A 24,519-nucleotide genomic window follows, 5' to 3' on the forward strand; every position below is an offset into this window, starting at 1 on the left:
GTTTTAGCCAGGCACCAGAAAGTAGCGGAACATGTCGGTTGCATGGATTGGCAGCCAGCCGGTATCATTGATGGATGCTGTTCGGAAGGCTAGCGGCCTCCTGAAAGCCAGCCGCTGTCCGGTTTTTACCATTGATGCTGATGTACACGGCACACGCAGCGCCATTGCGCTGGCCGAGCGTGTCGGCGCTCCTTATGACCATCCTCTGGGTCAGACCCTGTCAAGGGAAGTTGCTCTGTTCACCGATCATGGTGGCATGTTTACCACGGCGGGTGAAGCACGTAACCGTTCGGACGTTATCGTGCTCGTGGGCGATATTCCTCCGCACCATGGCGGACTTTTGCTGGACTGGGCAAGTACGCAACCCCGTTCGGATAAACTCAAAAAACGCAGCTGGTTTCACATTCGCGGCAGTGAATATTCCGGCGCCCCGAAACTGGCGGTGAGCGCAGTGCAGGTCGGCGGAGACGACCTTTCTCTGGGTAATGTCCTTGCTGTTGTGCGCGCGACCCTGCAGGGACGGCAGACACTCTCCTCCTTGACGAACATTGATCGGCTGCTGAAAAGCCTTTCGGCGGCCCGGTTCCCGGTTTTCGTTTTCTCTGGTGCATCCGGGCAGATGCCTGACCTGATCATGCTACAGGAAATGGTTGCGGACCTGAACAAGAAGGGCCGTGCCAGCAGTGTGTTTCTGCCCGCTGATGAAGCTGCCTGGGGAATGGCGTTGACATCATTATGGATGACGGGATTTCCACCCAGAACAGGATTCACCGATAGCCTCCCAAGCTATGACCCAGTAAGATGGGACATTCAGCGCATGATCCGGGACAAGGAGCCCGATCTTCATGTCTGGATGTCCACGAGAGGCGGCCAGCCGCCTTCCAAGGGCACGCGATTGTCTTTGATTGCACTGGAGAGAACGGCGGTCCCGGTGCAGGGGACAGCGGTGACAATCGCTGTCGGCCAGGCCGGGCTCGATCATGACGGAGTTTGTTATTCCAGCAGGACCGGCACGTTCCGCGCGGTGCAAGCCGCTGAGCCGTCGCAATTGCCCAGCCTGTCTAGTGTTGTCAGACAATTGGCTGTGGCTCTGCCAGGACGAAAGGCTCTTGTATGCTGATTAAACTGGCAGGTGGGGAAGTTATCGATCCCGTAAACGGAAAAACCCGCACTCGGGATATCTGGATCAGGGACGGGCTGTTGATCAATGCGCCACCGGGTGAAACTGCAGATCAAACGCATGATGTCTCGCAGTGCATTGTCATGGCGGGAGCCATAGACATTCATTCGCATATCGGTGGCGGCAATGTGAATACTGCCCGGCTGCTTTTGCCAGAGCATCACGCCGCACACCAGAGGCGGCCGGCAGCTACGCCGCTTTCCAATGCCGGATGGTCGACGTTTCGAACTGGATGCCTTTATGCGCAGATGGGATTTACGACGGTCGTTGAGCCTGCAATGGCACCTTCTTCAGCGCTGCATACGCATCTTGAGCTCGCCGATATTCCCATCATAGACAAGGCAACACTGGCAATACTCGGAAATGATGATTTCAGTCTTTCACTGCTCCGGGACAACACATCGTCAGCAATGCTGGATGATTATGTGGCATGGATTGTCGGCTCCAGCCGCGCTCTAGGGGTAAAGGTCATAAATGCTGGAGCAGCAGCGGCCTTCAAGGAGAATGTCAGATCGTTTTCCCTGGACGATGAGGTCCCCGAATATGGTGTGACTTCACGCAAGATCGTCAAATCGCTTCAAGCTTCGGTAACGCGCCTGGGCATTCCCCATCCACTGCATGTGCACGCCAATAATTTGGGCATTGCGGGGAGTGCCGATACGGCTGCGGCGACCATCGAAGCCAGTGAAGGCGTACCGCTTCATCTGGCCCATTTGCAGTTCTACAGCTACGGGACCGAAGGGAAGCGGAAATTTTCATCGGAAGCGTCACGCCTGGCCGCGGCCGTCAATGGCAATCGCGACGTGACAATTGACATTGGTCAGGTCATGTTCGGGCAGACCGTCACCATATCGTCCGATGTCATGCGGCAGTTTTCAGCCATAGACAATGCGAGCCCGAAGAAGTTCGTCATTTTCGATGGGGATGGCAATGGCGGTGGTGGAATTGTTCCCTATCGCTATAAGCAGGATTATTATGGCTCGTTGCAATGGGCCATCGGTCTTGAACTTTTTCTGCTGATCAATGACCCTTGGCGGGTATTCTTTACCACGGACCATCCAAACGGTGCTCCCTTCACAGCCTATCCGGAATTGTTCGAGCTACTGATGAGCAGTGCAGCCCGTGATGAGCAATCCGCCAAGCTGAATGCAAGCGCGCTGGAATTAACAACACTCGCATCAATCCGGCGGGAATACACATTTGATGAGATTGCCATAATGACACGCGCTGCACCAGCCAAACTGCTGGGCCTGAAAGATCGAGGTCATCTCGGCGCCGGCGCGATTGCAGATATCGCCGTCTACCGCAAGGGCAGGGACGTGGCCAAAATGTTCCGGGAAGCAGCACTGGTGTTCAAGAACGGCGACCTTGTGGTCAAGAACGGAAAAGTAACCAATTATCGTTGGGGCAAGACTCTGCGGCTCAATCCCCCGGCCGATAAGGCAATCGTGAAACGCATGAAGGCATACCTCGAGGAGCGCTATGGCCTGCCGCTTGATTGGTTCACTTTCCCTGACTCCTCCATCCAGAGGGACGAACCATTCGGAGAGGTTCCATGCAACAGCTGATCCGCAATGGTGTTCTGATAGACGATACATTTGCCGAAGCCTTTGGCATGCGTGCGACCGCCATCATAATTACCGCGCCCTCGCTGAAATGGGCACGGCAGGCGGCCATCACCATGACCGGCTTTGCAACTTCGGTAATCGGGTGCGGTTGCGAGGCAGGGATCGATGTGGAGTTGCCAGCGTCGCAAACGCCTGATGGCCGCCCCGGCTGCCGGGTGATGATCTTCGCCATGGGTACGGATGAATTGCAAAAACAGTTGAAAAACCGTCTCGGCCAATGCGTGCTGACCTCGCCTGGCAGCGCCTGTTTCGCCGATCTTGAAGGCACGGCGTCCCTCAATCTCGGCAGTGCGTTGCGGTATTTCGGCGACGGTTGGCAGATATCGAAGAAATTCGGCGGAAAACACTATTGGCGTGTTCCCGTCATGGATGGAGAATTTCTTTGCGAAGCCACCACAGGTCTCAGTAAGCTTGCAGTCGGGGGCGGCAATTTGCTGTTTCTCGCTGCCGACAGCGAAAAGGCGCTGAATGCGGCCGAGCATGCCGTGGCAGCCATCGCGAGAATCCCCGGGGCGATCATGCCATTTCCAGGCGGCGTTGTCCGATCGGGCTCCAAGATCGGCGCTAAATATAAGGGCGTGATGGCCTCGACCAACGAAGCCTTCGCCCCGACATTGCGCGGTGTAGTCGACAGTGCACTTACGCCTGAGATCAATTCGGTTCTGGAAGTCGTTATCGATGGTGAAACAGAGGAGACTGTTGCGGCCGCCATGCGGGCCGGCATAAAAGCCGCCATTTCGCTTGGCCCGAAAAAGGGCGCTCTGCGGATCAGTGCGGGAAATTACGGCGGCAAGCTTGGGAAATTTCATTATCATCTGAAGGATTTGCTCCCATGAAAGCGCTTACCTTCGCAATTCTCTCCGAGCCGGAAGAGCGCCTTGACCTTTCACCGCTGACACCTTCGAGGCTTGCCGGACTCTCTCAGGTTCAAATTGCGAAGCTGCGAATTGGAACCAGTTGTCACCCGGTTATGGTCGGCGATGTATTCAATGTTTCAGGCACCGATTTACATTCGATCGTTTTTGAAGGGAGTACCAAACGTTTCGATAGAGTTGGTGCCGGGCTGACAGCAGGATCGATTCGTGTGGATGGCGATGTCGGCAGGGAGGCAGGCAGGAAAATGTCGGGAGGCTCCCTGACTATCCAAGGTAGTGCCGACGATCATGCAGGTTCAGGCATGATTGATGGTCGCATAGAGATCAAGGGCAATACGGGAAGCTATCTGGGTGGGCCACTTGCAGGCGAAATGGTCGGAATGAGTGGCGGATTGCTGATCGTACGCGGCAAGGCGTCGGATTATGCGGGTGACCGTCTGCGGCGCGGTATCATCGCAATAGGTAAAGGCTGCGGTGGCTATGCTGGATACCGCATGATTGCCGGAACAATTGCCATTGCCGGACGTGTTGGGGCTGTTCCCGGCTATTTGATGAAACGTGGTTCGATTCTGTTTGACCGCCACCCCACCGAACTTTCGCCAACCTTCGTGCCATGCGGAGAACCGGATATCGCCTTCTCCAGCCTATTTGACCGGTTTCTCATGCGTGAGAAAATTATGAACCGGCCATTGCTGGGGGATAGACCGGGCAGATATGGCGGCGACAATGCGGTCTTGGGCAAAGGCGAGATTCTGTTCCGTCGGAAATTTTAGGGCACTGCACAGGAGCGAAGGATGGAGATATGACCGAATGGAGACCCATCGAGACGGCGCCGACTGATGGAACTGCCGTCGATCTCTGGATCATGCGTGATGATGGCACAGGATTCCGCGCAACAGATTCAATATTTTGCGATATATGGGTGATACCTATGTACGACAATCAAAAGTTGGGTGAGGAGCTCCTTATGGGCTCGAAAGGGCATGGTAAAATTACCCATTGGATGCCCATTCCTGTTGGTCCTGATGGGGAAGCAAATTCCTTATACTAGCAAAATGGCCGGGCATCATTGTTTCGTTGCGTTGCCATATAGACAGTTGTGGCCCGTGCTTTCCATACGAATTTTGACCTCAGCGAAGGTACCCTTGCTAGAATTCGCTCTGATATCTGACGAACGAACTCTTGAGCTCTTTAAGATCATAGATTGTGGCGTTCTATTTGCATTCATCATCCCCTCCCAAGGTGCGGCAAACCATAGCACAGGGTTAACGGTACCTGACGGGTGGTCCAATCAAGATCCGTCACAGCGATGAACAATCAAAGATAAAAACTCAAATGCCCCGCCAAACTGCTCCGTAAAAGCTGGATCAAGAAGATTGCACGTGCGGCGCTGCCAGGCATCGCTGGCGTAAGATACTTGGCCGCATGCGAACTTTAAGGCCATTGTAGACTTTGAGGAACCGATCAAAAACGGTCGAAAATCGCATGTTATCGGCATTTTCAAGAAAGGATTGCTGACAACTTCCCCGTTTACACACAGTCGTAGGTCGTGCGTTCAATTCCATTCAATGCGGAGATTTTTTCAGGTACACTGAGCTATGGAGTTACCCGAGATTACCATCGCGGCAGTTATACTGGCAGCCGGTCAGGCAACCAGAATGCGCAATCATAGTCATAAATTGCTGGCAAAGTTTGATGGCACCCCGCTAATTAAACGAACGGTTGCAATCGCAATGGCAAGCATGTCGTCGTCCGTTACGATTGTCACAGGCTATAAGCGGGAAGATATAGAGAGTTGCATTGATGGCATGGGCGCCCATGTTGTCCATAACCCGGACTTTTCGGTAGGTATAGCCAGCTCTATTGCGGCTGGAATTTCCGAAGAACACGTAAGTTCCGCCGCCGGCGCAATAGTCTTGCTTGCCGATATGCCGAAAGTGGAAACTGAACATTTGAATAGACTGATCACGATATTTCGAAAGAACAAGGGCAACTTCATTGTTCGGGCTGTATCGGGAAGGGTGCCAGGTCACCCGATCATCCTGCCCTCAACGTTCTACGAAAGGCTGACCACATTGAAAGGCGATTTCGGCGCCCGACAAATATTGGATGCCTTCGAGCCTGATGTAATTGAGGTGGAGATCGGAAATGCAGCCATCCACGACGTAGACACACCGGAAGCAATCATTGCAGCGGGCGGGTTGCTTGATGGAGAGGCCAGCCAAACTGGGCCATAAGTGGTATGTTCCAGATGATTGCTCGTCAGCATCTGATAAATTGAGACCAGCTCCCTACCTCCGCAAGGAAGCCGATGTCGAAAAATGGAGACTTTCCCCTGGGCGCAAATAGCGATCAAAACCATTAGCAATGGCTGCGACCGCTTCAGCAGCAATTTCAGTTTCGTATAACCGCTGAAACTAGCCACAAAAATAGCATTACGGACGGCCGTTTAAGCACCTTGCGACGGTGCTGCTTCGCCAGAACTTTAAGCCACTGTCTGATGAATCGGCTGCAAAACGCAAATCCCTCCTCGCAATTGGATACTACAGCGGACACGCTGCGCCGGTCTGGACCCATGCCTTAATCAATTCTCCGAATGCTTCCTGAGTTCCCGGGACCGGTTCACGGCCTTCGCCAGGCTTCCAGCCCCAGCCGACCAGATCGTCATGGGCCATATGTTCGACGATTTCGTCGAGCGATTTGCCGCCATTGCGCTGCGGATCTTTTATCTGCGTGCAGATGGCGCCCAAAGACTTGCCTTCCCAGGCCATTTCGATCGGCGCCAGATGCCAGTTTGGATTGCCGGGGATGCTTTTAAGTGTTTCCGCTTGCCCGATGACCGTAACATTCTCCGAGCTATGGCAGGTGGTGCACATCATTCCCGGAACACCCATACCTCCTTCACCGCGGGTAACCGGAGGCTGATGCGGATGCATGGAGATGTTCTGCAGCGGCCTGTCGGCTGCCGGGTGGCAATTGACGCAGCGGGGGTGCTGGATGACCTTGCCGGCCTCTTCGAAAAGCGCAACCGAGCGCTGTTTTTCGTTGGAGATCGATTGAAAGGTGGATGCCGGTTTCAAATCGGCAGACACAGGAGCAACCTTGTCCTGCGCGAACGAAATGTTGGAAACAGCAATGACCGCATTGAGGACAAGGCACACAGATATCGAGGTGAACGTAATGTTTCGTATCATCCTGCGTCCCCTTAAGCGGAAAGAACATTGACGATCGGCAAACGCCGTACCGGGCTGTTGGTCAACCGCCGCCAGGCATTGGCGACCGCCGGACCCACGGGGGGAACACCGGGCTCGCCGACACCGGTCGGCGGTTCGGCTGATGGGATGATCGCGACGTCGACAACCGGCATCTCATTGATGCGCAACGAGCGATAGTCGTGAAAGTTCGACTGGATGATCTTTCCGCCCTGAGCAAGCGTTATGGCATCGAACAGGACAGCGCCAAGGCCGTATCCAATGCCGCCCTCCATCTGGGCCTTGATGACATTGGGATTGATCGCGATACCGCAATCGACGGCGCACCACACTTTATGCACCCGGGGAGAACCATCTTCGCCGATCGACACTTCGACGATTTGGGCCACATAGCTGCCGAAGCTCTTGACGACGGCAACACCGCGCTGGCGTCCTTCCGGGGAAGGGGAACCCCAGGCGGCCATCTCGGCAACCTTCTTCAATGTCGCCATATGCCGGGGTTCTTTGGTCAGGAGGGCCAATCGCCCTTCGACGGGGTCTTTGCCCACCTTTTCGAGCAGTTCGTCAACGAATGTTTCAACGGCGAATCCCGTATGGGTATGGCCGACCGAGCGCCACCAGAGCGGTGGCACCACAAGCGTGGTGTTATGCGACATGACACGCAAATTGGGTATGTCATAGGGCAGGTTGGAAGCCCCTTCGACCGAAGTCTCGTCGAGATCAGCCTTGGCCATGATGGATTGACCGACGATGGTCTGATCCCAGCCGACGATCTTGCCGTCAGCATCCATTGCGCCGCGCATCTTGTGGACATACATCGGCCGGTAATAACCGCCGCGAATGTCGTCTTCGCGCGTCCACATGTGCTTGAGGGGGCGGCTGCCGTCGGTGGCTGCGAAAACCGCCGCAGCTTCCTGCATATAGGGCGAGCCGAACTGGGCTTTCCGACCGAAACTGCCGCCGGTAATCTGGGTGTTCACCCGTACTTTTTCCGGGCCCAGCCCGAGAACCTTGGCAGCTGTGCTTTTGTCCATTCCCGGGAATTGCGCGCCGGTATAGATATCGACAGAGCCGTCGGCAGCCCTGATGAAAACGGCATCGAGCGGTTCCATCGGGGCATGGGCGAGGAAGGGGAATGCAAGCACGGCTTCCAGACTCTGCACGCCCTGGCCGGTGAAGGCCTTGTCGACATCGCCATTATTGGTCGCCTGAAGACCCTTCTCGGCGAAGAGTTTTTCGTAATCCGCCGTAAGCTGCTCGCTTGAGCGGGTCTCTGCCTTGGCAAGATCCCATTCGATTGTGAGCGCCGCACGGCCCTTGAGTGCTGCAAAGGTGTTTTCCGCATAGACGGCGACACCCTGAGGGATTTGTTTGATGTCAACGACTCCCCGCACTTTCCGGGCTTCCGCATCGTCAAAGGATTTTACTGTTGCTCCGAAATGTTCCGGATGGGCGACTGTTGCATACAATATATTGTCCGCGCTCACATCGAGCGTGAAAACGGCCTTGCCATTGGTCTTGCTGACCGTATCGAGCTTCGGAAGCTCCTGTCCGATGAGGACGAAATCCTTGGGATCCTTCAGCTTGGGTTCGGCAGGCGGCGTGTGGGCCGCGGCTTTGCCGGCGAATGCGCCGAAACCGCTTTCCTTAGACGACGCCGCGTGTTTGATGCGGCCTTTCTCGACCGTGATCTCGCTGGCCGGGACCTTCCACTCCTCTGCGGCGGCAGCGACCAGCATGGCCCGTGCTGTGGCGCCGGCCTTGCGAAGCTGCTCGTAGGAATTGGCAATCGATGTGGAGCCGCCAGTGCCCTGCAAGCCAAACATGAGGTTGGCATAGACCTTGTCATCCGCGGGGGAGTGAACGGCCCGCATCTGGCTCCAGTCGGCGTCAAGCTCTTCCGCCACGATGGTGGCAAGGCCGGTGAACGGGCCCTGACCAAATTCGATATGTTTGGACAAAACCGTCACCGTGTCATCGGCGCCGATCTTGACGAAGGCATTCATCTGCGACAATGCGCTGTCGCCGCCCGCCTGGACACCTTGCGACGCCCCCGCCGAGAACATTCTGGGCGCGAGGGTGAAACCTATGACGAGGCCAGCGCCTGACAGAAACGAGCGGCGTGTGCTTGTGATCGTGTGCAAGGTCATGGCTCAACCCTCCATCGTATCGGCAGCATTGTGAATCGCCTGCCGGATGCGGTGGTAGGTCGCGCAGCGGCAGATATTGCCCGCCATCGCCCCGTCGATATCATCGTCAGTCGGCTTTGGCGTCATCTGCAGCAGCGACACGGCAGACATGATCTGCCCGGACTGGCAATAGCCGCATTGCGGCACGTCGATCGCGACCCAGGCTTTCTGAATGGCTTCAGCCTCCTTGCCTTCGATGCCCTCGATGGTAACAACCTCTGACCCCTCAACAGTTGCAATCGGCGTAATGCAGCTGCGGCGCGTCGTGCCGTCCAGATGAACGGTGCAGGCGCCGCACTGGGCTATGCCGCAACCATATTTGGTGCCGGTGAGTTTTTCGAAATCGCGCAGGACCCAGAGCAACGGAGTATCGGGATCTCCGTCGAAAGTTCGTTCCTGACCGTTCAGCTTGAAAGTGATCATTTTGATATCCCGCATCTGGCTGTGCACTCGACTGGTGCTGGCTTGAGTTGGTCGTTATCCTTTTTTAACGATAACACAAAAAGCCGATCTTCCAATCAACAGGGATGTAAATAACTGGTTTTATGCGGCACCAACGAAATCCATTCTCTCGGACGCACTCTTCTCTTTGGTCCGTCAGTGACATGCGCCGGTTTGATACGTGACCAGAAATTGATGGTGGCGATAGCAAGAGGAGGGGACATAGAACCCAGGAGCGACGCCGCGACAGGTGCTGCTACAAACGCCACCTCGTTGAGAGTCGCCGCGATGCCCAGAGATTTGAGCAAGCGTTCGGGGCGGGTGACGTAGTTCAGGATAGCGCGCATGTAGCCGCTGGCCGCTCCGTTGACGAAACCCGCGGCAGCCCCCGCGATGATCATCAGGACGAAGGGTGCTTTCCAAGGCGGCCAGAAAAGCAATGGTGGAAAAAGCAAGCGCCCGGATGACGACCAGGAGTTTCAGGTGTGCAACAGCGCTATAGGTACGGCCGAGTCGAGCGACGGGTACCGCGCCTAACACTTGTGCAGCAGTCATTGCCATGATGGCTGCCCCGCTTTTAGCGTCGCCAGTCAGAGGTACCGCCAAGAGAGCAAAAGCAACCGGGGCGGCAGCCTGGGAGCGGCCAGCAAGGCATTCGACACGAACCAGCGACCCAGAAGACCACGCACAGGGGGTGTATTTGTGGCCATATCAGGTGTGATGGGGACCTCGGACTATGGTGGGTTTGCGTTGGAAACTTCACTCTGTACCGGTTGAGCGCACGATGTTCAATTTGTCCGGTGTCTTAGATCAACTCCTATCATCTTAGAGTGTTTTAACATGAGACGTATCAATATCCGGGAATCTGCGACTGTTTAAACAGCGTCGAAGACTCCCGGTAGTTTTCTTCTTTCGAGAGGTTTGGGTCTGGTACGTATACCGATAATCCTTGTCGTGATCTGGCCAGCCTTCGTTCTGGCGGTCAAAAGATTGCGCGGTGCGCGACAAAACCCCTTATTGGGTTTTTCATATTGATTATCCTTGCAGTAGAACTAAACAATATTATTTTGAATCTATCCTTAAATTGTACGCAAGTTTGCAGTATATTTCTTCCTTGGTTTAGTAAACTGTTTCGATCAATATTTACGCTATATTGATTTAATGCTTGCAGTACTACTTGTGAGCCAGTTGGATGCGTCATCCAGGGTTGAACCGGGAAACTGCGGGAGGACGCGATGGCCATTGAGGCGAATAAGTCAGGGGTTTCTTTTTCGAACGGGGTCTTTGTCTCGACGAGACAAGATACGGTTCCCCTTGCGGTCATCGACGGAACGCAAGGAGATGACGTTCTAAACGGAACGGATGGTGATGACCGCATCAACGGATATGGTGGCCGCGACAGCTTGTTCGGGCATGATGGCGACGACGTTCTGAATGGCGGCGGTGGGTCAGATGTCCTTGATGGTGGCGACGGCAATGATTGGCTCAATACCGCTGTTGGTGATGGATTGTGGCAAGATTCTCTGTCCGGGGGTTCGGGCAATGACGTTCTTACATCCGGATACGGCAACGATTTGCTTCACGGTGGAGACGGAGACGACATCCTCATAAGCGGTGGCGGACCCATAAGCGGCAGTGTTTCCGGCAATACCGATGGCGACACCGTTTACGGTGACGCGGGCGACGATACGCTGATCGGCAGCGGTCTCAGTGATAGGCTGTATGGTGGCGTCGGCAATGATGTGCTTTTCGGCGGCAATGAACAGGATATTCTGTATGGCGATGCCGGTGCTGATTTCATGGACGGCGGCGATGGATGGGATTATGCGGACTATCGAACCGCAGATACCGGTGTGACCATCGATCTGCAAACAGGCCTCGGTCGAGGCGGCGTTGCCGAAGGCGACATTTTCCGTAACATCGAATATGTTCGCGGCAGCGACTTCGCCGACACGCTCATTGGCGATGCCGGCAACAATCTCCTCCTGGGCTTTGTCGGCAATGACAATCTGTCCGGTGGTGGTGGCAATGATCAACTGGATGGTGGTGCGGGTGATGACGTTCTGCGCGGCGACGCCGGTGACGACCGTTTCACCGGCGGGGCTGGCGCTGATCATTTCGACGGGGGCGATGGTTCAGATACGATGTTGCTTCGCTCCTATAGCGGTGTTTTTAGCCCGCTAACGGTCAATCTTGAGGCAGGCACGGCTTCAGGCGGTGCCTTTGATCCGGGCGATACGTTCACCAGTATAGAAAATGTAGTCGCAACGCAGTTCAACGATATTCTCACTGGTGACGCCAAGGATAACGCGTTTACAGGTGATGACGGTGCGGATCACATTGATGGGGGAGACGGCTCGGACACCGTCATTTACTATGGCGAGGTATTTGGTGGTGGTGGTTCCTTTGGAATTGGCGTCACGGTCGATCTAGCAAATAGCACAGCCTATGGCGCCGACGCCAATGGCGACACAATTATCAGTATTGAGAATGTCGTCGGTTCAACTTATGAAGATTCCCTTACCGGAAGCGATGCGGCAAACCGCATATCCGGGGGCGGTGGCATCGACAATGTGTTCGGCGCTGGTGGCGATGATGTTCTCATCGATCCAGACGGCGGAGATTCCCTTTATGGCGGTGCTGGAGCGGATGTTTTCGTCTTCAATTATGGAGAAAGCGGTCTGATCAAGGATTTCAATTCCCTCGACGGCGACAAGATCGATCTCACAGACTTCTACGGTCCGTACGGCTTGAACAATCAGGATCCGCAAGACCTCACATTCACAGGCTATCGCGAATTCACGGGAAAGTCAGGTCAACTGAATCTCGTCCAGACTTCGGATTCTACTCTCGTCCAGATCGATCTTGACGGCGACCAGACTGCAGACTTTCAGATTACTCTGGAGGGGATTTCGAACGTACTTACTTCCGATGCCTTTGAACTTTAGCGGGGCTGATATCGGAGCAGAACAAGATGACGATCAAGGCAATTCACCACGTTCCCCACTGCGTTAAATCGTCCTTAGTCTACACTCCGGCAATATACTTCAATTTTAGAAGTATATTGCCGGAGTGTAGAAATAAAAAATGCATTTGTTGTGACGATTGTTTTGTTTCTTACTGCCAAACCATCAGTAAATAACAGTCAAAGCGGGAAGCTGGTCCATTTATAATCACCACATACATGCTGGTTTGAACAACATCGCATCACAACTCCCCCATCGACGTAACCCTCAGGTTTGACCAAGGAGACTTCGTAATGGCCGCTTTGTTGAGAAATTCCCAACGGACTGAATTCTATCTGCCGGATTCCGATCCGACTGATCCTCGTTGGTGGGAAGCTCACCTCAGGCACTCACCCATTCTGGCGACTACAGATGAAGTCATTCCGGCCGCTGTTATCGACGGTACCGAAGGAGAAGACCATCTGATTGGCACTGCGGAAGAGGACACGATCAATGGTTTGGGCGGGGACGACTTCCTGGATGGCGGCGCAGGATCTGACGACCTTTATGGCGGAGAGGGAAACGACTGGCTCACCGGCGGCCGCAACAATGAGGGCGAGCGTGACTTGCTCGTCGGCGGCGCCGGCAACGACACGCTCATCGTCGGCTATGGCGGCCTGTACGGCGGCGCTGGAGACGACGTCCTGATCAGTGGACAAACGGCTCTGACCGGTGGTTATCTGCCAAGCAACGAGCAGGGCAGCTCTCTACGCGGTGACGAAGGCAACGATCTGCTTATCGGAACGGCAGTCGATGACAAACTATACGGCGGGGATGATGATGACATTCTGCTTGGCGGTGCCGGGTATGATATCCTGGAAGGTGGTTCTGGCGCTGATGTGATTGATGGCGGCGAGGGCGATAATGATCGAGCTACCTATGAGAATTCGCTGGCGGGCATACAGATTAACCTGAAAAACGGAACGGGCCACGGAGGCGAGGCCGAGGGCGACACTCTCCGCAATATTGAACGGGTGCTGGGTACTGATTTCGCTGACACACTGATCGGAAATGACAAGGGCGTCGTTCTGGATGGTGAGGATGGCAATGATATCATCCGCGGTGGAGCCGGCGATGATGGCCTATATGGCGGTTACGGCGACGATGTCCTCGACGGCGCGGCGGGTGACGACCATCTCAGTCCCGATGTCGGAAGCGACCGGATTGATGGCGGCAGCGGTAGCGATACCATCACGTTTCGGGGATTTTTCACTTTTCCCGGAGATGAGACATTTCAACATGGAGGCGTAACGGTCGACCTTGATGCGGGCACTGTCCTGCGCGGCGATTTCCTCGAGAAAACGATCAGCAACGTCGAAAACGTCAATGCAACCGAGTACGCCGATACGCTGATTGGCAATGCCAGCGACAATACGTTCTTGGGCGGAGAGGGGGGCGACTACATCAACGGCGGCGCGGGTGTGGATACCGTCCTATACTCCGGCGATCCCTATAATGAGCGAGGCGTAGGGGTCAATCTCAATAGCGGCATCGCACAAGGTGCAGATGCGGCGGGAGACATATTGATTGGCATCGAGAATGCGATCGGCAGCCCTTATGATGACGACGTCCTGATAGGCTCAGAGGGTGCCAATCATCTCTCCGGCAATAGCGGCCGTGATAGGCTGACTGGGCTTGCCGGCGATGACACCCTGGAAGATGCTGATGGCGGCGACGACCTTTACGGTGGCGAAGGAGCCGATACCTTTGTCTTTGCTTACAGTTGGAATAACGTTAGCTCAATTCACGATTTTGATTCGGTTGCAGGCGACAAGATCGATCTCAGCGGCTTTTACGGGGACTATGCCAATGACGAGCCCCTCGACCTGACATTTGTTGGTTACAATAACCTCACTGGCAAAGCTGGTGAGGTTGGTCTTGTTGCAGAACCTGGCATCACCCGTGTCATCATCGATGAGAACGGGGATGGTTCGGCGGATTTCAACCTCTGGGTGGATGACGTCATCACTCCGAGCCTCGACGAGGGCGATTTTATATTTTGACATTTGGAGAATCCACTCCGAGTGCGTCATGCCGTGACTGAGGGGTGCGGCAGGTGATCTTCTGGCAGTCAATCCAATTAGGCAACAGCCTTGCAACCGCTCGCTTTCCTACTTCGATAAAGCGCAGGTTCGATAAACATCTCTACTGTCTCGTTCGAATGCAAAGCACTGCACGACCGCCTAAAAGTTTTCCTTCCTCACTCCTGATCTATTGCTCGGCGAACTCGCGGATAGGGCCGTTTTGCCTGGCATGAATCAGCAGCTGCATTCGTTGCCGCTCAAGGCTTTGCCGTATGGCGCATCTCTATGCCGGACGCTACACGCAATCAGCGCTATCTCAATCTAATCGCCGACTATCCCGCGAACGAGCGAGACTACGCAACTTCACAGGCAGTTGGCACCCATTTGCTCACGTGCCTACCGCACCAAACCGAATCCCATCGCGGCCTGTAGTTAGCCCAATCAATAGAGCACTGTCGTGGCAATTAAGCATTGCGCTCCGGACGCATCAGGACTGCGAGAAATTCGTGGATCTTCCAATCTCGCATCCAGACAGGACGAGGTCGTCTTGTGTTTCGAAAGCGACCAATCCGGAAATAGCACCCTCAAGGATCGTCACATCTCGGAATTTGGCAAGGATCGAAGACAACTCCGCGGCTTCACTTGCAGCAAGATGATCGCGGAAATTATAGTAGCCTAGCAGATAGACATCGGTAATCTGCTTCCCGAGTGTCATCTGTAAGGTCTGGATCGGATTGCCTTCGCGGTTTTCAGGATAGACCGGGAAGTAAATCCGTCCCGTATTTTTCTCCCCCACCAGGGGCCCAGCCAGGCGGAAGCGGATAGAGCCTGTGCGCAAAAGATGATCTTCCGTGCGCAGCAGCAGCTCCTTGACTTCATCCGCGTTCACCCTTCCACAGATGGTTGCGTGCAGCCTTGCTTGTCTCGCGTCCATGACATCCCAAGCAATTTTGGGTGAAAAAGAGGCTTCTCGCATGGCTGCATCAACGGCGCGGAAAGCGTGGGACATCTGCAGATCCTCAATGCTAAACGGAACCGCCAGCGAGTACCGCTTCGTCTTATACCGGCCAAAATGGTAATCCTCATAGAACGGAATGACATCCGAATGTTGCGGATTGACGAGCGGGAGATGGGCGTGGCGATAAATGGAATCGAGCACAAGGCGGCTTCCAGGAGAAGAACTCCATCGGATTTGGTCGTAACCGAGGCTATGATCATCGAGATAATACATTTACACTCCATTTCGATCGGTCGTGAGCAGACTAACCGTCAATGCAGCCGGTGACGACCGGCGACAAACACAAGGCCGAGAAAACTCTCCTGCCTTGCCTTTCCCGTCAAGGCTCATTCAGGTCCCCCAATTTTTAATGATCGGCACCCTTCCAACCTTGCGCGTATCGATTGTTGCATTTACTCAAGTCAGACCAATTTGGCCTCGGTTCAAACAGGGGGGCGAAATACGCCCTAGAGACAAAACAGGCTTTTAATCGGGATTGTGGAAATTTGGGCTACAATCAAAATTGCTCGAAATTGACTATTATTGGCATTTTCAAAGCAAGGGTTTCTGGCAATTGCTGCGATTGGAAAAACTTGGAAGCCGAACGTTTCATGCAGATGGTGGTTTCGTCTAAAAGGACGGAAACAGATAGCGCATTCCGATTTGAAGCCATGGAACATTGTTTAGTTTGATGCACTCGTGATGCCGTTCAATTTTATTGTTCATGTTTTGCTAGATTGGATCGCGATCGGTTTTACCGCTTTGCACCCCGTTTCCGCGAGCTGCGTTGGGTATCGCATTGAACGAGTGCCTTTCGATTGGTTAGCTGCCCGTCAATGTTGATGTGCCTCGGTCTATGTGACGACTATTTTAGAGCGGCAATGCGTTATAGCGACAGGCCTGTCGCTTTATCGAAGACATGCACGCGCTCGCGACTGATGCGGGTTGAGAAGACCGTGTTCTGTTTGACCAAGTGCTCTCCATCCACAATGGCTGTGACCGGCTTGCCTGCGAGATCAAAAACAACATGGATGTAGGCTCCGGTCGGTTCCACCAGCAGCGTGTTTCCGGCAAAGGTCGTTTCTCCGGCCAACGTTGTGCTGAAATGTTCAGGACGAATGCCTATGGTTACCGGCTGACCGTGCTTGATGCGACGATCTTGCGACAAGCCGACCGCCGTTCCATCGCTCAGACGTGCGGCCGGTTTCCCATTGTCGCTGTCGATCACCCCATCCACGAGGTTCATGGCCGGCGAACCGATGAAAGCCGCAACGAAAATATTGGCTGGGGTTTTATACAGTTCCAGCGGTGTGCCCTCCTGCTCGATCTTGCCATGATTGAGAACGACAATACGGTCGGCGAGCGTCATGGCTTCGATCTGGTCATGGGTAACATAGATGGACGTAGTGCCAACATTTTGGTGTAGCGTCTTGATCTCGGAGCGCATTTGCACGCGCAGTTTTGCGTCCAGATTCGACAAAGGCTCGTCGAACAGGAAGACGGCCGGATTACGGACGACCGCGCGGCCCATGGCAACGCGCTGACGCTGACCGCCGGAGAGCTGCGAGGGTTTGCGATCGAGAAATGCCGTCAGGTCAAGCATCCGGGCTGCTTCGGTAACGCGCGCCTGTATGGCCGGTTTGGTTTCACCTGCCAGCTTAAGATTGAAACCCATATTTTCAGCGACAGTCATATGCGGGTAAAGTGCATAAGACTGGAACACCATGGCGATGTTGCGCTCTCGTGGCGTCATGTCGTTGACGACATTACCGCCGATCATCACATCACCGCCGGTGATCTCCTCCAGGCCCGCAATCATACGCAGCAATGTAGATTTGCCACAGCCCGAAGGGCCAACGAGGGCTATGAAGTCACCATCGTTAACGGCCAGGGAGACATTGTGGATCACGTCGAGTGAACCATAGGTCTTGCGCAAATTTCTCAGTTCGACAGATGCCATTTCGACCTTCAATTATCAGGATTTGACCGCACCAGCCGTCAGGCCAGCGATGATGTGTTTCTGGGCGAGGAAGAAGACGATAATCGTTGGCAGTATCGTCATCGTGATGAATGCCAGCACAAGCTGCCATTCAGTGCCGAATTCACCCCGATAAACCATGATGCCGAGCGGCCAGGGATATTTTGACTCCGAGTTGAGCATGATCAATGGCAGGATATAGCTGTTCCAACTGCCGACAAAAGACACAATGCTCACCGTAGCAATGATCGGCCGGCAAAGCGGCACAGAGATATACCAAAAAAATTTCAGATAACCGCAGCCATCAACAAAGGCGGCCTGGAACAGTTCTTCCGGCAGGTTACGGAAGTAATTGCGGAACAGAAGTATGCTCATGCCGAGGCCAAACGCCACCTGTGGCAGCACAACCCCCCAATAGGTATCGAGCAGACCCAGATCCCGGATCCGAATGAACAGCGGCAGGATTGCCGTCGCTGCGGGAAACATCAATCCGAGCAGGAAGTAGTTCAACAGGAAGGATGAGCCGAAAAACTTTACATGTGCAAACGTAAAGGCCGCCATCGACGAGGCTACGACGGTCAGGAATACGGTCAAAGCGGCAATGACCAGCGAGTTGAAGATCTGCAACCAGTATCTCTGGCCGAACAGAATGCCGGTATAGTTCGACCATTGCCATTCCGACGGCAGGCCGAAAGGATTGACGCGAAGATCACCAAGAGTCTTGAAGCCGCCCAACGCCGTTGTCAGCAATGGGACCAGCACGATAGCGGCAATCAGAGTCAGCGACGCATAAAGATAGATGCGCGTCTGGATGGATATTCGGACGGAGGTGCTTGCATCAGTCATGGCGCATGAAAATCCTTTTATACCCGAATGCGAGCGTGACGCATATGACGAACAGCACCACACCGACAGCACTTCCAAGGCCGACCTGCATGCGCATGACGCCGTAAGTATAGAGGAAGGTCACCATCGTCTGGGTGGAGTTTGAAGGCCCGCCACCGGTCAGGGGCATGATCATGTCGAATAGCTGGATGGAGCCGACGACCGCGAAGAAGATCGACAAGCGCAAAGTCGAGCCCAGCATGGGCAATGTGACGTAGCGGAACTTCTGCCACCCCGTTGCGCCGTCGATTTCAGCAGCTTCCAGCACGTTCTTGTCGACCGACTGCAGGCCAGCAATAAACAACATCATATGGAAGCCGAAATATTTCCACACGACGACTGCCAGCACGGCATAGATTGCCAAATCTCGGTCGGCCAACACATAGGGCGTGGCAAAGCCGAAGAAATTGGATATAGCGGCGAACAGGCCGTAGTCGCCGTCATAAACGAAGCGCCAGATCAGACCAGCAGCGACGTCCGCCAGTACGTAAGGAAGAAAGAAGATCAGGCGGAAGGCCACGACGCCCGGGATACGGTGCGCCAGCATCATCGCCAGCCAGATAGCCAATGGAACTTGGATGCAGATCGATACAACAATGATCAAGCCGTTGTTGATCAGCGCCTGTGAAAAGGCAGCGTTGCCAAATAGAATCTGGAAATTACGCAGTCCGACAAATTCTGTAGGAGTACCGTAACCGTTCCATTTATAAAGGCTGTACCAAGCGGCTTCGCCCATGGGCAGGATGACGAACATTGTAAACAGCAGAAGGGCCGGAGGCAGGAAAATCAGGAGGGTCAACTTTCGGTCGTGTGCAACCGAGCTTTGCTTTCTCCTGCTTTTTGCTGCTTTCGTGATGGTTGGCGCTGCCGCCGTGGTTATAGATGTATTGGTCATGTGATCCGCCTTGCGGTTCGGGCCGGTCAAGTCTCCCGCAGCGGTCGCACAAGCCATTGCACGGGAGACTTGCTCATCAAGCTTATTGTTCCAGCTCGAAAGCGTCCTGGATCTGTTGGGCGCCTTCCTCCGAAGTCATCTGGCCGGAAACAATTTCCACCGATACATCATTGACCACACGACCGATGGCCGCGCCCAGGGTCTGGTCGAAAAAGTTCTGGTGCCAGGTGGAGGCCGTAAGCTGTTTTGCCGAATCTGCCAGCAGAGGATTGGTCACACCAACTTCCGCACCCACTGCCACTGGCAGGATCATGCCGGCCTGTGCCATTTTCTTCTCGTTGTCGGTATTTGTCAGGAAGGTGGCGAAGTCGATCGCCTCTTTTGAGGCTTTCTTGGTCAAGGCCCAGCCGTTCAGGCCGCCGAGTGTATCGGTTGCAGCACCGGCGCCGCCTTCAACGGCCGGAAAGGCAAAACGGCCAATATTGTCCGGCGCAAGACCTTTGCCGTCACCGGCATTCTTGCGCTGGTTGGCTTCGGTATTGTCGAAACCAAGGATCATCGCTGCTTTGCCATCGCCAAATACACCAAGTGCTTGTGGCCAGGAAGCGCCAAGATAACCCGGTTGAAAAGGCTCCAGCTTGCCGAATTCTGCAAGCTGTTCGCCAGCCTTGATAATAGCTGGGTCCATGAAACCTTCGCCCTCTCCAGTGCGTGCGGCCTCGAACACTTTCTGTCCGCCGTTGCGCATTACAAGATAGCTCCAATAGAAGTGGATAGGCCACTTCTCGCCACCACCACCGGCGATAGGCACCACACCAGCGCTCTTGATCTTTGTCACAGCGCTGCCGAGATCGGACCAGTTTTTGATGTCTTCTGCCTTCACGCCAGCCTTAGCGAACAGCTCCTTATTGTAGAAGAAGCTAACGAGGCTGACCCTGTAAGGCACGGCCCAGAGCTTGCCATCAAAGCTCAGGCCGGTGATGGCAGCCGGATTATAAGCGTTGCGCAGCTTGCCGCCATCCGCGTCAAAGGCTGCCGTTATATCCTGAAGGGAGCCGGTCTTGGATTGTTCCTGCAAAACTCCACCCCCCCAACTATAAAATAAATCGGGTACGTCATCAGACTGCAGAAGGGTTGGCAGCTTCGCCTTGAACGCTTCGTTTTCGAGGAACTGCAGTTGAATATCCACATCTGGATGCTGCGCTTCATATGCGGTGGCGATCTCCTCCCAGACGGCCACGGCTTTCGGGTCCAGTTCAACGTGCATCCACTTTACAACTGTTGCTGCGGATGCGCTGGTTGCGCCGAGCACAAGGGTCATGCTTGTTGTGGCGGCAAAAGTAATCAGCTTGTCGCGAAGGCTTGCGCCTTCGTGCATATAAGTCATGATCATATTCCTCCCATGGGGGAAATTCCTCACAAATTATTCCCCTATACGGATTAATTCAGCTTAGCCTTGGTGCAATGTCAAGCTAAAACAATAGATATATTGGCATATTGACTTGACATACCATAGGCAGCGTCTGCTATTTAATCCGTTATCCGATAAAAATACGCCGTGTTCAACGTCAATATTGGTGTCATTGCAGCAGGATCTTATGAAAACCGCCGACCCAGAACTCATGCGGGCAATCAACCGCTTCAGCGTGCTCGATACCGTGCGTCGTCATGGCCCGATCTCACGGATCGAGATCAGCGGGCGAACTCAGCTTTCAACAACGACAGTCTCCGCCATCACGGCCTCACTGCTTGATGATGGACTCATCCTCACCCGCCACGAGGGGGACATCCGCACTGAGGGTGTGCGTGGTCGTCCTCGGGTGATGCTCAAACTCAACCCGGAAGCGGCGCGGGTGGTTGGTGCAAAGATCGCGGCCAGCCGGATGATGTTTGTTGTCACCGATTTTTGCGGCGACGTTCTTTCCACGCTGTCATTGCCCATCAGGGTGGACCGCCAGCCAATCGGGGTGATTGCCGATCTGGTGGAGGATGGCGTCAGGCGCTGCGTCGTGGATGCCGGGCTTTCGTTGGAAGACGTTGATATGGTCTGCCTCGGTTTGCCTGGCGTGATCGAACACCGCACCGGGCGGATTCGCAGCAGTCCAATTTTTCGCGAGATAAATGTCGATTTTGCCGATGAGATGACCCGCCGCCTTGGCGCTCCGACGATCATCGAAAGCGATGCCCATGCTGTTACGTTGGCGCATCACTGGTTTGGAAGCGCTCGTGATCTTAACGACATGGTTCTGATTTCGCTCGAACAGACGCTTGGCCTCGGTGTGCTGCACGACAACCAGTTGTTTCGCGGAGCGGGAGGCCTCAGCCACAATCTGGGTGATCTTGTGCTGAGTGCGGGATCGGCTGGCACGGTGCGGCTGGCAAGTCAGGCGGGGGAAAATGCCATTCTCGGGGCGAGATCTGCCGATGGACGCTTCGCGGAAGCGATCCGTCTTGGGCGCGGCATGCAACATGCGCAGACGCTGGTGAAGGCGGAAGACAATGAACTGATCAACGCTGCCATCCGTGCAGGAAGCGCTGTTGGCGTGACGCTTGCCAACATAGTTACTTTGTTTGCACCACCGCTCGTCATCATTGTTGGCTCCAGTCTGGAGTTGGGCGCGCCTTTCATCAATGCACTTCAGGACGCTTATGAAACGGCCGTTCCGCCATCGCTCAAGGGCGTTGCTGAATTGGTTTTTCATAATTCGAGTGATGAACTGTGGGCGCAGGGGGCTGCGGCAGTAGCACTTCACGAGCTTTACGAGTCGCCATGGAGCACCACGGGCCCGGCGCTCTGACATGCAAAGTTAGAACAATCCAAGGGAGGAAAGAATGGACAAGGTCGGTATAGGGATCATCGGTTGCGGCAATATTTCGGGAGCTTATCTCAAAGCGATGGCATCCTTCCCAATCCTTGATATTCGCGGGATTGCCGACCTTAACCATGCACTTGCCGAGGCCAAGGCGTCAGAATTTGGAGTTTCTGCACGCAGCATCACTGATCTACTAGCGGATCCAGATATCGAGATTATCGTCAACCTGACCATCCCCAAGGCTCATGTGGAGGTTGGCCTTCGCATACTGGACGCTGGCAAGCACGCCTATTCAGAAAAACCTCTCGGAATCAACTTCGCCGAGGGAAAAAAGCTTGCCGATGCCGCAAAGGCTAAAGGCTTGAGGATCGGGGCTGCACCGGACACGTTCCTGGGTGGCGGTCATCAAACGGCGCGCACCTTGGTTGATCAGGGTGTTCTGGGGCAACCGGTTGGCGGCACGGCAACGTTCATGTGCCCCGGCCATGAACGTTGGCACCCAAACCCGGACTTCTATTATGAGGTGGGTGGTGGGCCGATGCTGGACATGGGACCTTATTACCTCACTGGTCTTGTCGATCTCCTTGGTCCCGTGGCGCAGGTTGCGGGTTTTGCAATAGCGCCACGCAAGAAACGTCTGATCACGAGTGAACCAAGGAACGGCGAGTTTATTCCCGTTGATGTAGCAACCCACGTTGCAGGTGTGATGGCATTTGAAAACGGTGCTGTCGTGCAGGTCGGGATGAGTTTCGATGTGGCGGGGCATAAACACCTGCCACTTGAGGTTTATGGTACTGAAGGCACGTTGATCGTGCCGGACCCCAATCATTTTGGCGGTGAGGTGCAACTGCTCAAAAAGGGTGGTGCTTTTGAAGTGCAGGATCTGTCATCGCCCTATGCCGATGGCAATTACCGTTCGATAGGCGTCGCCGATTTGGCGCATGCCATTCGTTCAAAACGTCCCCACCGCGCAAATGGTGATCTGGCGTTGCATGTTCTAGAAGTCATGGAGGCATTCCAGACTGCAGCCGGTAGTGGTCAGACTGTCGCGATCACCACACGGGCGGCGCGTCCGGCAGCGCTTTCGGAATCTCTGGTCGATGGCCAGTTGGCAAGGTAATGCGAGGAGAAAAAACTATGCGTGAAGCACTGATTGTTTGGGGTGGCTGGAGTGGGCACGAACCGGAAGAATGTTCGGTTATCGTCAAGGACATTCTGGAGCAGGAGGGTTTCAAGGTCTATGTCGAACATGGCACCGAAGCCTTTGCGGACCCGTCCATTCATGATCTGAGCCTGATCGTTCCAATTATGACCATGTCGAAGATCGAGAAGGAAGAAGTGAAAAACCTCACGGCGGCGGTTGAAAGCGGTGTGGGGCTTGCTGGCTATCATGGCGGGGCTGGCGATAGTTTTCGCGACAGCGTAGATTACCAGTTCATGGTTGGCGGTCAGTGGGTAGCCCATCCGGGCAACATCATCGATTACAAAGTAAACATCACAAGGCCTGACGATCCTATCATGAAGGGCATCGAGGATTTTCCATACAGCTCGGAGCAATACTACATGCATGTTGATCCGTCCAATGAGGTGCTGGCAACGACTACTTTCACGGGTGACCATGCCTGGTGGATTGACGGTGTGGTGATGCCGGTGGCTTGGAAGCGCAAGCACGGCGAGGGCAAGGTTTTCTATTCCGCTCTTGGACATCAGGCTAAAGAATTTGCTGTTCCGCAAATGCAGACGATCTTTCGGCGTGGTGCTCTCTGGGCAGCGCGATGAGGATATGTTAGGCCCTTGCCGGATCCCCATGGTGAATGTCTTGCTGGATCGTTTTCCAGATGGCTCGGAGTGTCCCACCTTCCAACTGTCATATCGATCCCTCCGCAAAACGCGACACTGTCATCGATCACAAGAATTTTCATGTGGGGGGCAGAAAGTTTCGGATGCGCCCCATCAAGCTTCAAACTGACTCGCTTTCCCAATATCCACTTCAAAACGTAAAAAGGCGTCTCTCCCCTCAACAGGGAGCTGAACAACCCGACGTCCCATTTCAAAATCCTAACCTGGAGATCGGGCTCTCGGTCTGACAACCACTCAATGAATTGCCCGATTTTGTTTGGACCATCCGCGCGGGGCAGCTGCGGTTCCATTTCTATGCGGGTATCGAAATCCCACCCGATCAAAATGATCGAATGTTTCGCCTTTAACATGGTTAGTTTGGCGGCGCGAAAAAAGTCCGAGGCGTCGACAATCACTGAAAGGCGATCAGCTCGCTGTAGTTTCCAGCAAGTCTCACCTTCGATCATTCGGCTTTTCATGAGGGACGTCTTCTTATCGTTAATGCAGGATCGACTTCTACGGCGATGAAGGCCGAAACGAAAGAATAAAGTTTCAAAT

20 protein-coding genes are annotated in these 24,519 nt (G+C 54.4%); 11 read left to right on the forward strand and 9 right to left on the reverse strand.

What is annotated here, in order from left to right; genetic code table 11:
• Nucleotides 1-31 precede the first annotated feature (31 nt).
• From ACTJI9_RS19170 to ACTJI9_RS19195, 6 genes are all read left to right on the forward strand, one after another.
• Nucleotides 32-1,120, forward strand: a complete 1,089-nt coding sequence (locus tag ACTJI9_RS19170; protein ID WP_440810270.1) for a tungsten formylmethanofuran dehydrogenase — start codon at nucleotides 32-34, stop codon at nucleotides 1,118-1,120.
• On the forward strand, nucleotides 1,114-2,748 hold the full coding sequence (locus ACTJI9_RS19175; protein WP_440810272.1) for a formylmethanofuran dehydrogenase subunit A: 1,635 nt from the start codon (nucleotides 1,114-1,116) through the stop codon (nucleotides 2,746-2,748). Before ACTJI9_RS19170 ends, ACTJI9_RS19175 begins: the two co-directional genes overlap by 7 nt.
• Nucleotides 2,736-3,644 carry a formylmethanofuran--tetrahydromethanopterin N-formyltransferase gene (gene fhcD / locus ACTJI9_RS19180; RefSeq protein ID WP_440810274.1) on the forward strand — a complete coding sequence of 303 codons (909 nt, stop codon included), beginning with the start codon at nucleotides 2,736-2,738 and terminating at the stop codon, nucleotides 3,642-3,644. Before ACTJI9_RS19175 ends, fhcD begins: the two co-directional genes overlap by 13 nt.
• The gene (locus tag ACTJI9_RS19185; RefSeq protein ID WP_440810276.1) at nucleotides 3,641-4,456 is read left to right on the forward strand and encodes a formylmethanofuran dehydrogenase subunit C; all 816 of its coding nucleotides are present in this window, start codon (nucleotides 3,641-3,643) and stop codon (nucleotides 4,454-4,456) included. Before fhcD ends, ACTJI9_RS19185 begins: the two co-directional genes overlap by 4 nt.
• 29 nt (nucleotides 4,457-4,485) lie before the next feature.
• Entirely contained in the window at nucleotides 4,486-4,734 is a 249-nt protein-coding gene (locus tag ACTJI9_RS19190) for a hypothetical protein (protein WP_115053883.1), read from the forward strand.
• Nucleotides 4,735-5,281: 547 nt separating this feature from the next.
• The gene (locus ACTJI9_RS19195; RefSeq protein WP_440810279.1) at nucleotides 5,282-5,920 is read left to right on the forward strand and encodes a nucleotidyltransferase family protein; all 639 of its coding nucleotides are present in this window, start codon (nucleotides 5,282-5,284) and stop codon (nucleotides 5,918-5,920) included.
• 306 nt (nucleotides 5,921-6,226) lie between these two features.
• On the opposite strand, the gene ACTJI9_RS19200 is transcribed toward ACTJI9_RS19195, so the two are convergent.
• From ACTJI9_RS19200 to ACTJI9_RS19215, 4 genes are all read right to left on the reverse strand, one after another.
• Nucleotides 6,227-6,877: an Isoquinoline 1-oxidoreductase subunit gene (locus ACTJI9_RS19200; RefSeq protein ID WP_440810282.1), complete on the reverse strand. Its 651-nt coding sequence runs from the start codon at nucleotides 6,875-6,877 to the stop codon at nucleotides 6,227-6,229.
• Nucleotides 6,878-6,888: 11 nt separating this feature from the next.
• Nucleotides 6,889-9,045, reverse strand: a complete 2,157-nt coding sequence (locus ACTJI9_RS19205; RefSeq protein WP_440810284.1) for a molybdopterin cofactor-binding domain-containing protein — start codon at nucleotides 9,043-9,045, stop codon at nucleotides 6,889-6,891.
• A gap of 3 nt (nucleotides 9,046-9,048) precedes the next feature.
• A complete protein-coding gene (locus tag ACTJI9_RS19210; RefSeq protein WP_307276386.1) occupies nucleotides 9,049-9,507 on the reverse strand; it encodes a (2Fe-2S)-binding protein in 459 nt (152 codons plus the stop codon).
• 95 nt (nucleotides 9,508-9,602) lie between these two features.
• On the reverse strand, nucleotides 9,603-9,926 hold the full coding sequence (locus ACTJI9_RS19215; RefSeq protein ID WP_440810288.1) for a hypothetical protein: 324 nt from the start codon (nucleotides 9,924-9,926) through the stop codon (nucleotides 9,603-9,605).
• Between the two features lie 834 nt (nucleotides 9,927-10,760).
• On the opposite strand from ACTJI9_RS19215, the gene ACTJI9_RS19220 reads away from it, so the two are divergent.
• Together ACTJI9_RS19220 and ACTJI9_RS19225 are read left to right on the forward strand one after the other, a co-directional pair.
• Entirely contained in the window at nucleotides 10,761-12,473 is a 1,713-nt protein-coding gene (locus ACTJI9_RS19220) for a calcium-binding protein (protein WP_440810290.1), read from the forward strand.
• A gap of 311 nt (nucleotides 12,474-12,784) precedes the next feature.
• Nucleotides 12,785-14,533, forward strand: coding sequence for a calcium-binding protein (locus tag ACTJI9_RS19225; protein ID WP_440810292.1), 1,749 nt, complete (start codon nucleotides 12,785-12,787; stop codon nucleotides 14,531-14,533).
• Between the two features lie 508 nt (nucleotides 14,534-15,041).
• Here ACTJI9_RS19225 and ACTJI9_RS19230 read toward each other — a convergent pair.
• From ACTJI9_RS19230 to ACTJI9_RS19250, 5 genes are all read right to left on the reverse strand, one after another.
• Nucleotides 15,042-15,785 carry a hypothetical protein gene (locus ACTJI9_RS19230; RefSeq protein ID WP_336441669.1) on the reverse strand — a complete coding sequence of 248 codons (744 nt, stop codon included), beginning with the start codon at nucleotides 15,783-15,785 and terminating at the stop codon, nucleotides 15,042-15,044.
• Nucleotides 15,786-16,437: 652 nt separating this feature from the next.
• Nucleotides 16,438-17,511, reverse strand: coding sequence for an ABC transporter ATP-binding protein (locus tag ACTJI9_RS19235; RefSeq protein WP_440810296.1), 1,074 nt, complete (start codon nucleotides 17,509-17,511; stop codon nucleotides 16,438-16,440).
• 15 nt (nucleotides 17,512-17,526) lie between these two features.
• Complete coding sequence (locus tag ACTJI9_RS19240; RefSeq protein WP_440810298.1) at nucleotides 17,527-18,375, reverse strand: carbohydrate ABC transporter permease; 849 nt, start codon at nucleotides 18,373-18,375, stop codon at nucleotides 17,527-17,529.
• Nucleotides 18,368-19,309, reverse strand: a complete 942-nt coding sequence (locus ACTJI9_RS19245) for a carbohydrate ABC transporter permease (RefSeq protein ID WP_440810300.1) — start codon at nucleotides 19,307-19,309, stop codon at nucleotides 18,368-18,370. Before ACTJI9_RS19245 ends, ACTJI9_RS19240 begins: the two co-directional genes overlap by 8 nt.
• A gap of 82 nt (nucleotides 19,310-19,391) precedes the next feature.
• A complete protein-coding gene (locus ACTJI9_RS19250; RefSeq protein ID WP_440810302.1) occupies nucleotides 19,392-20,696 on the reverse strand; it encodes an ABC transporter substrate-binding protein in 1,305 nt (434 codons plus the stop codon).
• 211 nt (nucleotides 20,697-20,907) lie between these two features.
• Between ACTJI9_RS19250 and ACTJI9_RS19255 the strand changes: the two genes are divergently transcribed.
• From ACTJI9_RS19255 to ACTJI9_RS19265, 3 genes are read left to right on the forward strand one after another with little or no spacing between them, the layout of a single operon-like run.
• Nucleotides 20,908-22,107 carry an ROK family transcriptional regulator gene (locus ACTJI9_RS19255; RefSeq protein WP_336441673.1) on the forward strand — a complete coding sequence of 400 codons (1,200 nt, stop codon included), beginning with the start codon at nucleotides 20,908-20,910 and terminating at the stop codon, nucleotides 22,105-22,107.
• A 34-nt stretch (nucleotides 22,108-22,141) separates the two neighbouring features.
• A complete protein-coding gene (locus ACTJI9_RS19260) occupies nucleotides 22,142-23,242 on the forward strand; it encodes a Gfo/Idh/MocA family protein (RefSeq protein WP_440810304.1) in 1,101 nt (366 codons plus the stop codon).
• Between the two features lie 17 nt (nucleotides 23,243-23,259).
• Complete coding sequence (locus tag ACTJI9_RS19265) at nucleotides 23,260-23,901, forward strand: ThuA domain-containing protein (RefSeq protein ID WP_336441675.1); 642 nt, start codon at nucleotides 23,260-23,262, stop codon at nucleotides 23,899-23,901.
• Nucleotides 23,902-24,519: the final 618 nt, after the last annotated feature.

The organism is Phyllobacterium sp. 22552 (genome assembly GCF_052044585.1).
GTDB lineage: Bacteria > Pseudomonadota > Alphaproteobacteria > Rhizobiales > Rhizobiaceae > Phyllobacterium > Phyllobacterium ifriqiyense.

Bases quoted from the DNA above. Each gene is read 5' to 3' on its own strand.
- ACTJI9_RS19245 (WP_440810300.1), bottom strand. From the start codon at position 19,309: ATGACCAATACATCTATAACCACGGCGGCAGCGCCAACCATCACGAAA.
- ACTJI9_RS19240 (WP_440810298.1), bottom strand. From the start codon at position 18,375: ATGACTGATGCAAGCACCTCCGTCCGAATATCCATCCAGACGCGCATC.
- ACTJI9_RS19210 (WP_307276386.1), bottom strand. From the start codon at position 9,507: ATGATCACTTTCAAGCTGAACGGTCAGGAACGAACTTTCGACGGAGAT.
- ACTJI9_RS19175 (WP_440810272.1), top strand. From the start codon at position 1,114: ATGCTGATTAAACTGGCAGGTGGGGAAGTTATCGATCCCGTAAACGGA.
- ACTJI9_RS19225 (WP_440810292.1), top strand. From the start codon at position 12,785: ATGGCCGCTTTGTTGAGAAATTCCCAACGGACTGAATTCTATCTGCCG.
- ACTJI9_RS19220 (WP_440810290.1), top strand. From the start codon at position 10,761: ATGGCCATTGAGGCGAATAAGTCAGGGGTTTCTTTTTCGAACGGGGTC.
- ACTJI9_RS19205 (WP_440810284.1), bottom strand. From the start codon at position 9,045: ATGACCTTGCACACGATCACAAGCACACGCCGCTCGTTTCTGTCAGGC.
- ACTJI9_RS19255 (WP_336441673.1), top strand. From the start codon at position 20,908: ATGAAAACCGCCGACCCAGAACTCATGCGGGCAATCAACCGCTTCAGC.
- ACTJI9_RS19190 (WP_115053883.1), top strand. From the start codon at position 4,486: ATGACCGAATGGAGACCCATCGAGACGGCGCCGACTGATGGAACTGCC.
- ACTJI9_RS19235 (WP_440810296.1), bottom strand. From the start codon at position 17,511: ATGGCATCTGTCGAACTGAGAAATTTGCGCAAGACCTATGGTTCACTC.
- ACTJI9_RS19195 (WP_440810279.1), top strand. From the start codon at position 5,282: ATGGAGTTACCCGAGATTACCATCGCGGCAGTTATACTGGCAGCCGGT.
- ACTJI9_RS19170 (WP_440810270.1), top strand. From the start codon at position 32: ATGTCGGTTGCATGGATTGGCAGCCAGCCGGTATCATTGATGGATGCT.
- ACTJI9_RS19250 (WP_440810302.1), bottom strand. From the start codon at position 20,696: ATGACTTATATGCACGAAGGCGCAAGCCTTCGCGACAAGCTGATTACT.
- ACTJI9_RS19200 (WP_440810282.1), bottom strand. From the start codon at position 6,877: ATGATACGAAACATTACGTTCACCTCGATATCTGTGTGCCTTGTCCTC.
- fhcD (WP_440810274.1), top strand. From the start codon at position 2,736: ATGCAACAGCTGATCCGCAATGGTGTTCTGATAGACGATACATTTGCC.
- ACTJI9_RS19265 (WP_336441675.1), top strand. From the start codon at position 23,260: ATGCGTGAAGCACTGATTGTTTGGGGTGGCTGGAGTGGGCACGAACCG.
- ACTJI9_RS19215 (WP_440810288.1), bottom strand. From the start codon at position 9,926: ATGATCATCGCGGGGGCTGCCGCGGGTTTCGTCAACGGAGCGGCCAGC.
- ACTJI9_RS19185 (WP_440810276.1), top strand. From the start codon at position 3,641: ATGAAAGCGCTTACCTTCGCAATTCTCTCCGAGCCGGAAGAGCGCCTT.
- ACTJI9_RS19260 (WP_440810304.1), top strand. From the start codon at position 22,142: ATGGACAAGGTCGGTATAGGGATCATCGGTTGCGGCAATATTTCGGGA.
- ACTJI9_RS19230 (WP_336441669.1), bottom strand. From the start codon at position 15,785: ATGTATTATCTCGATGATCATAGCCTCGGTTACGACCAAATCCGATGG.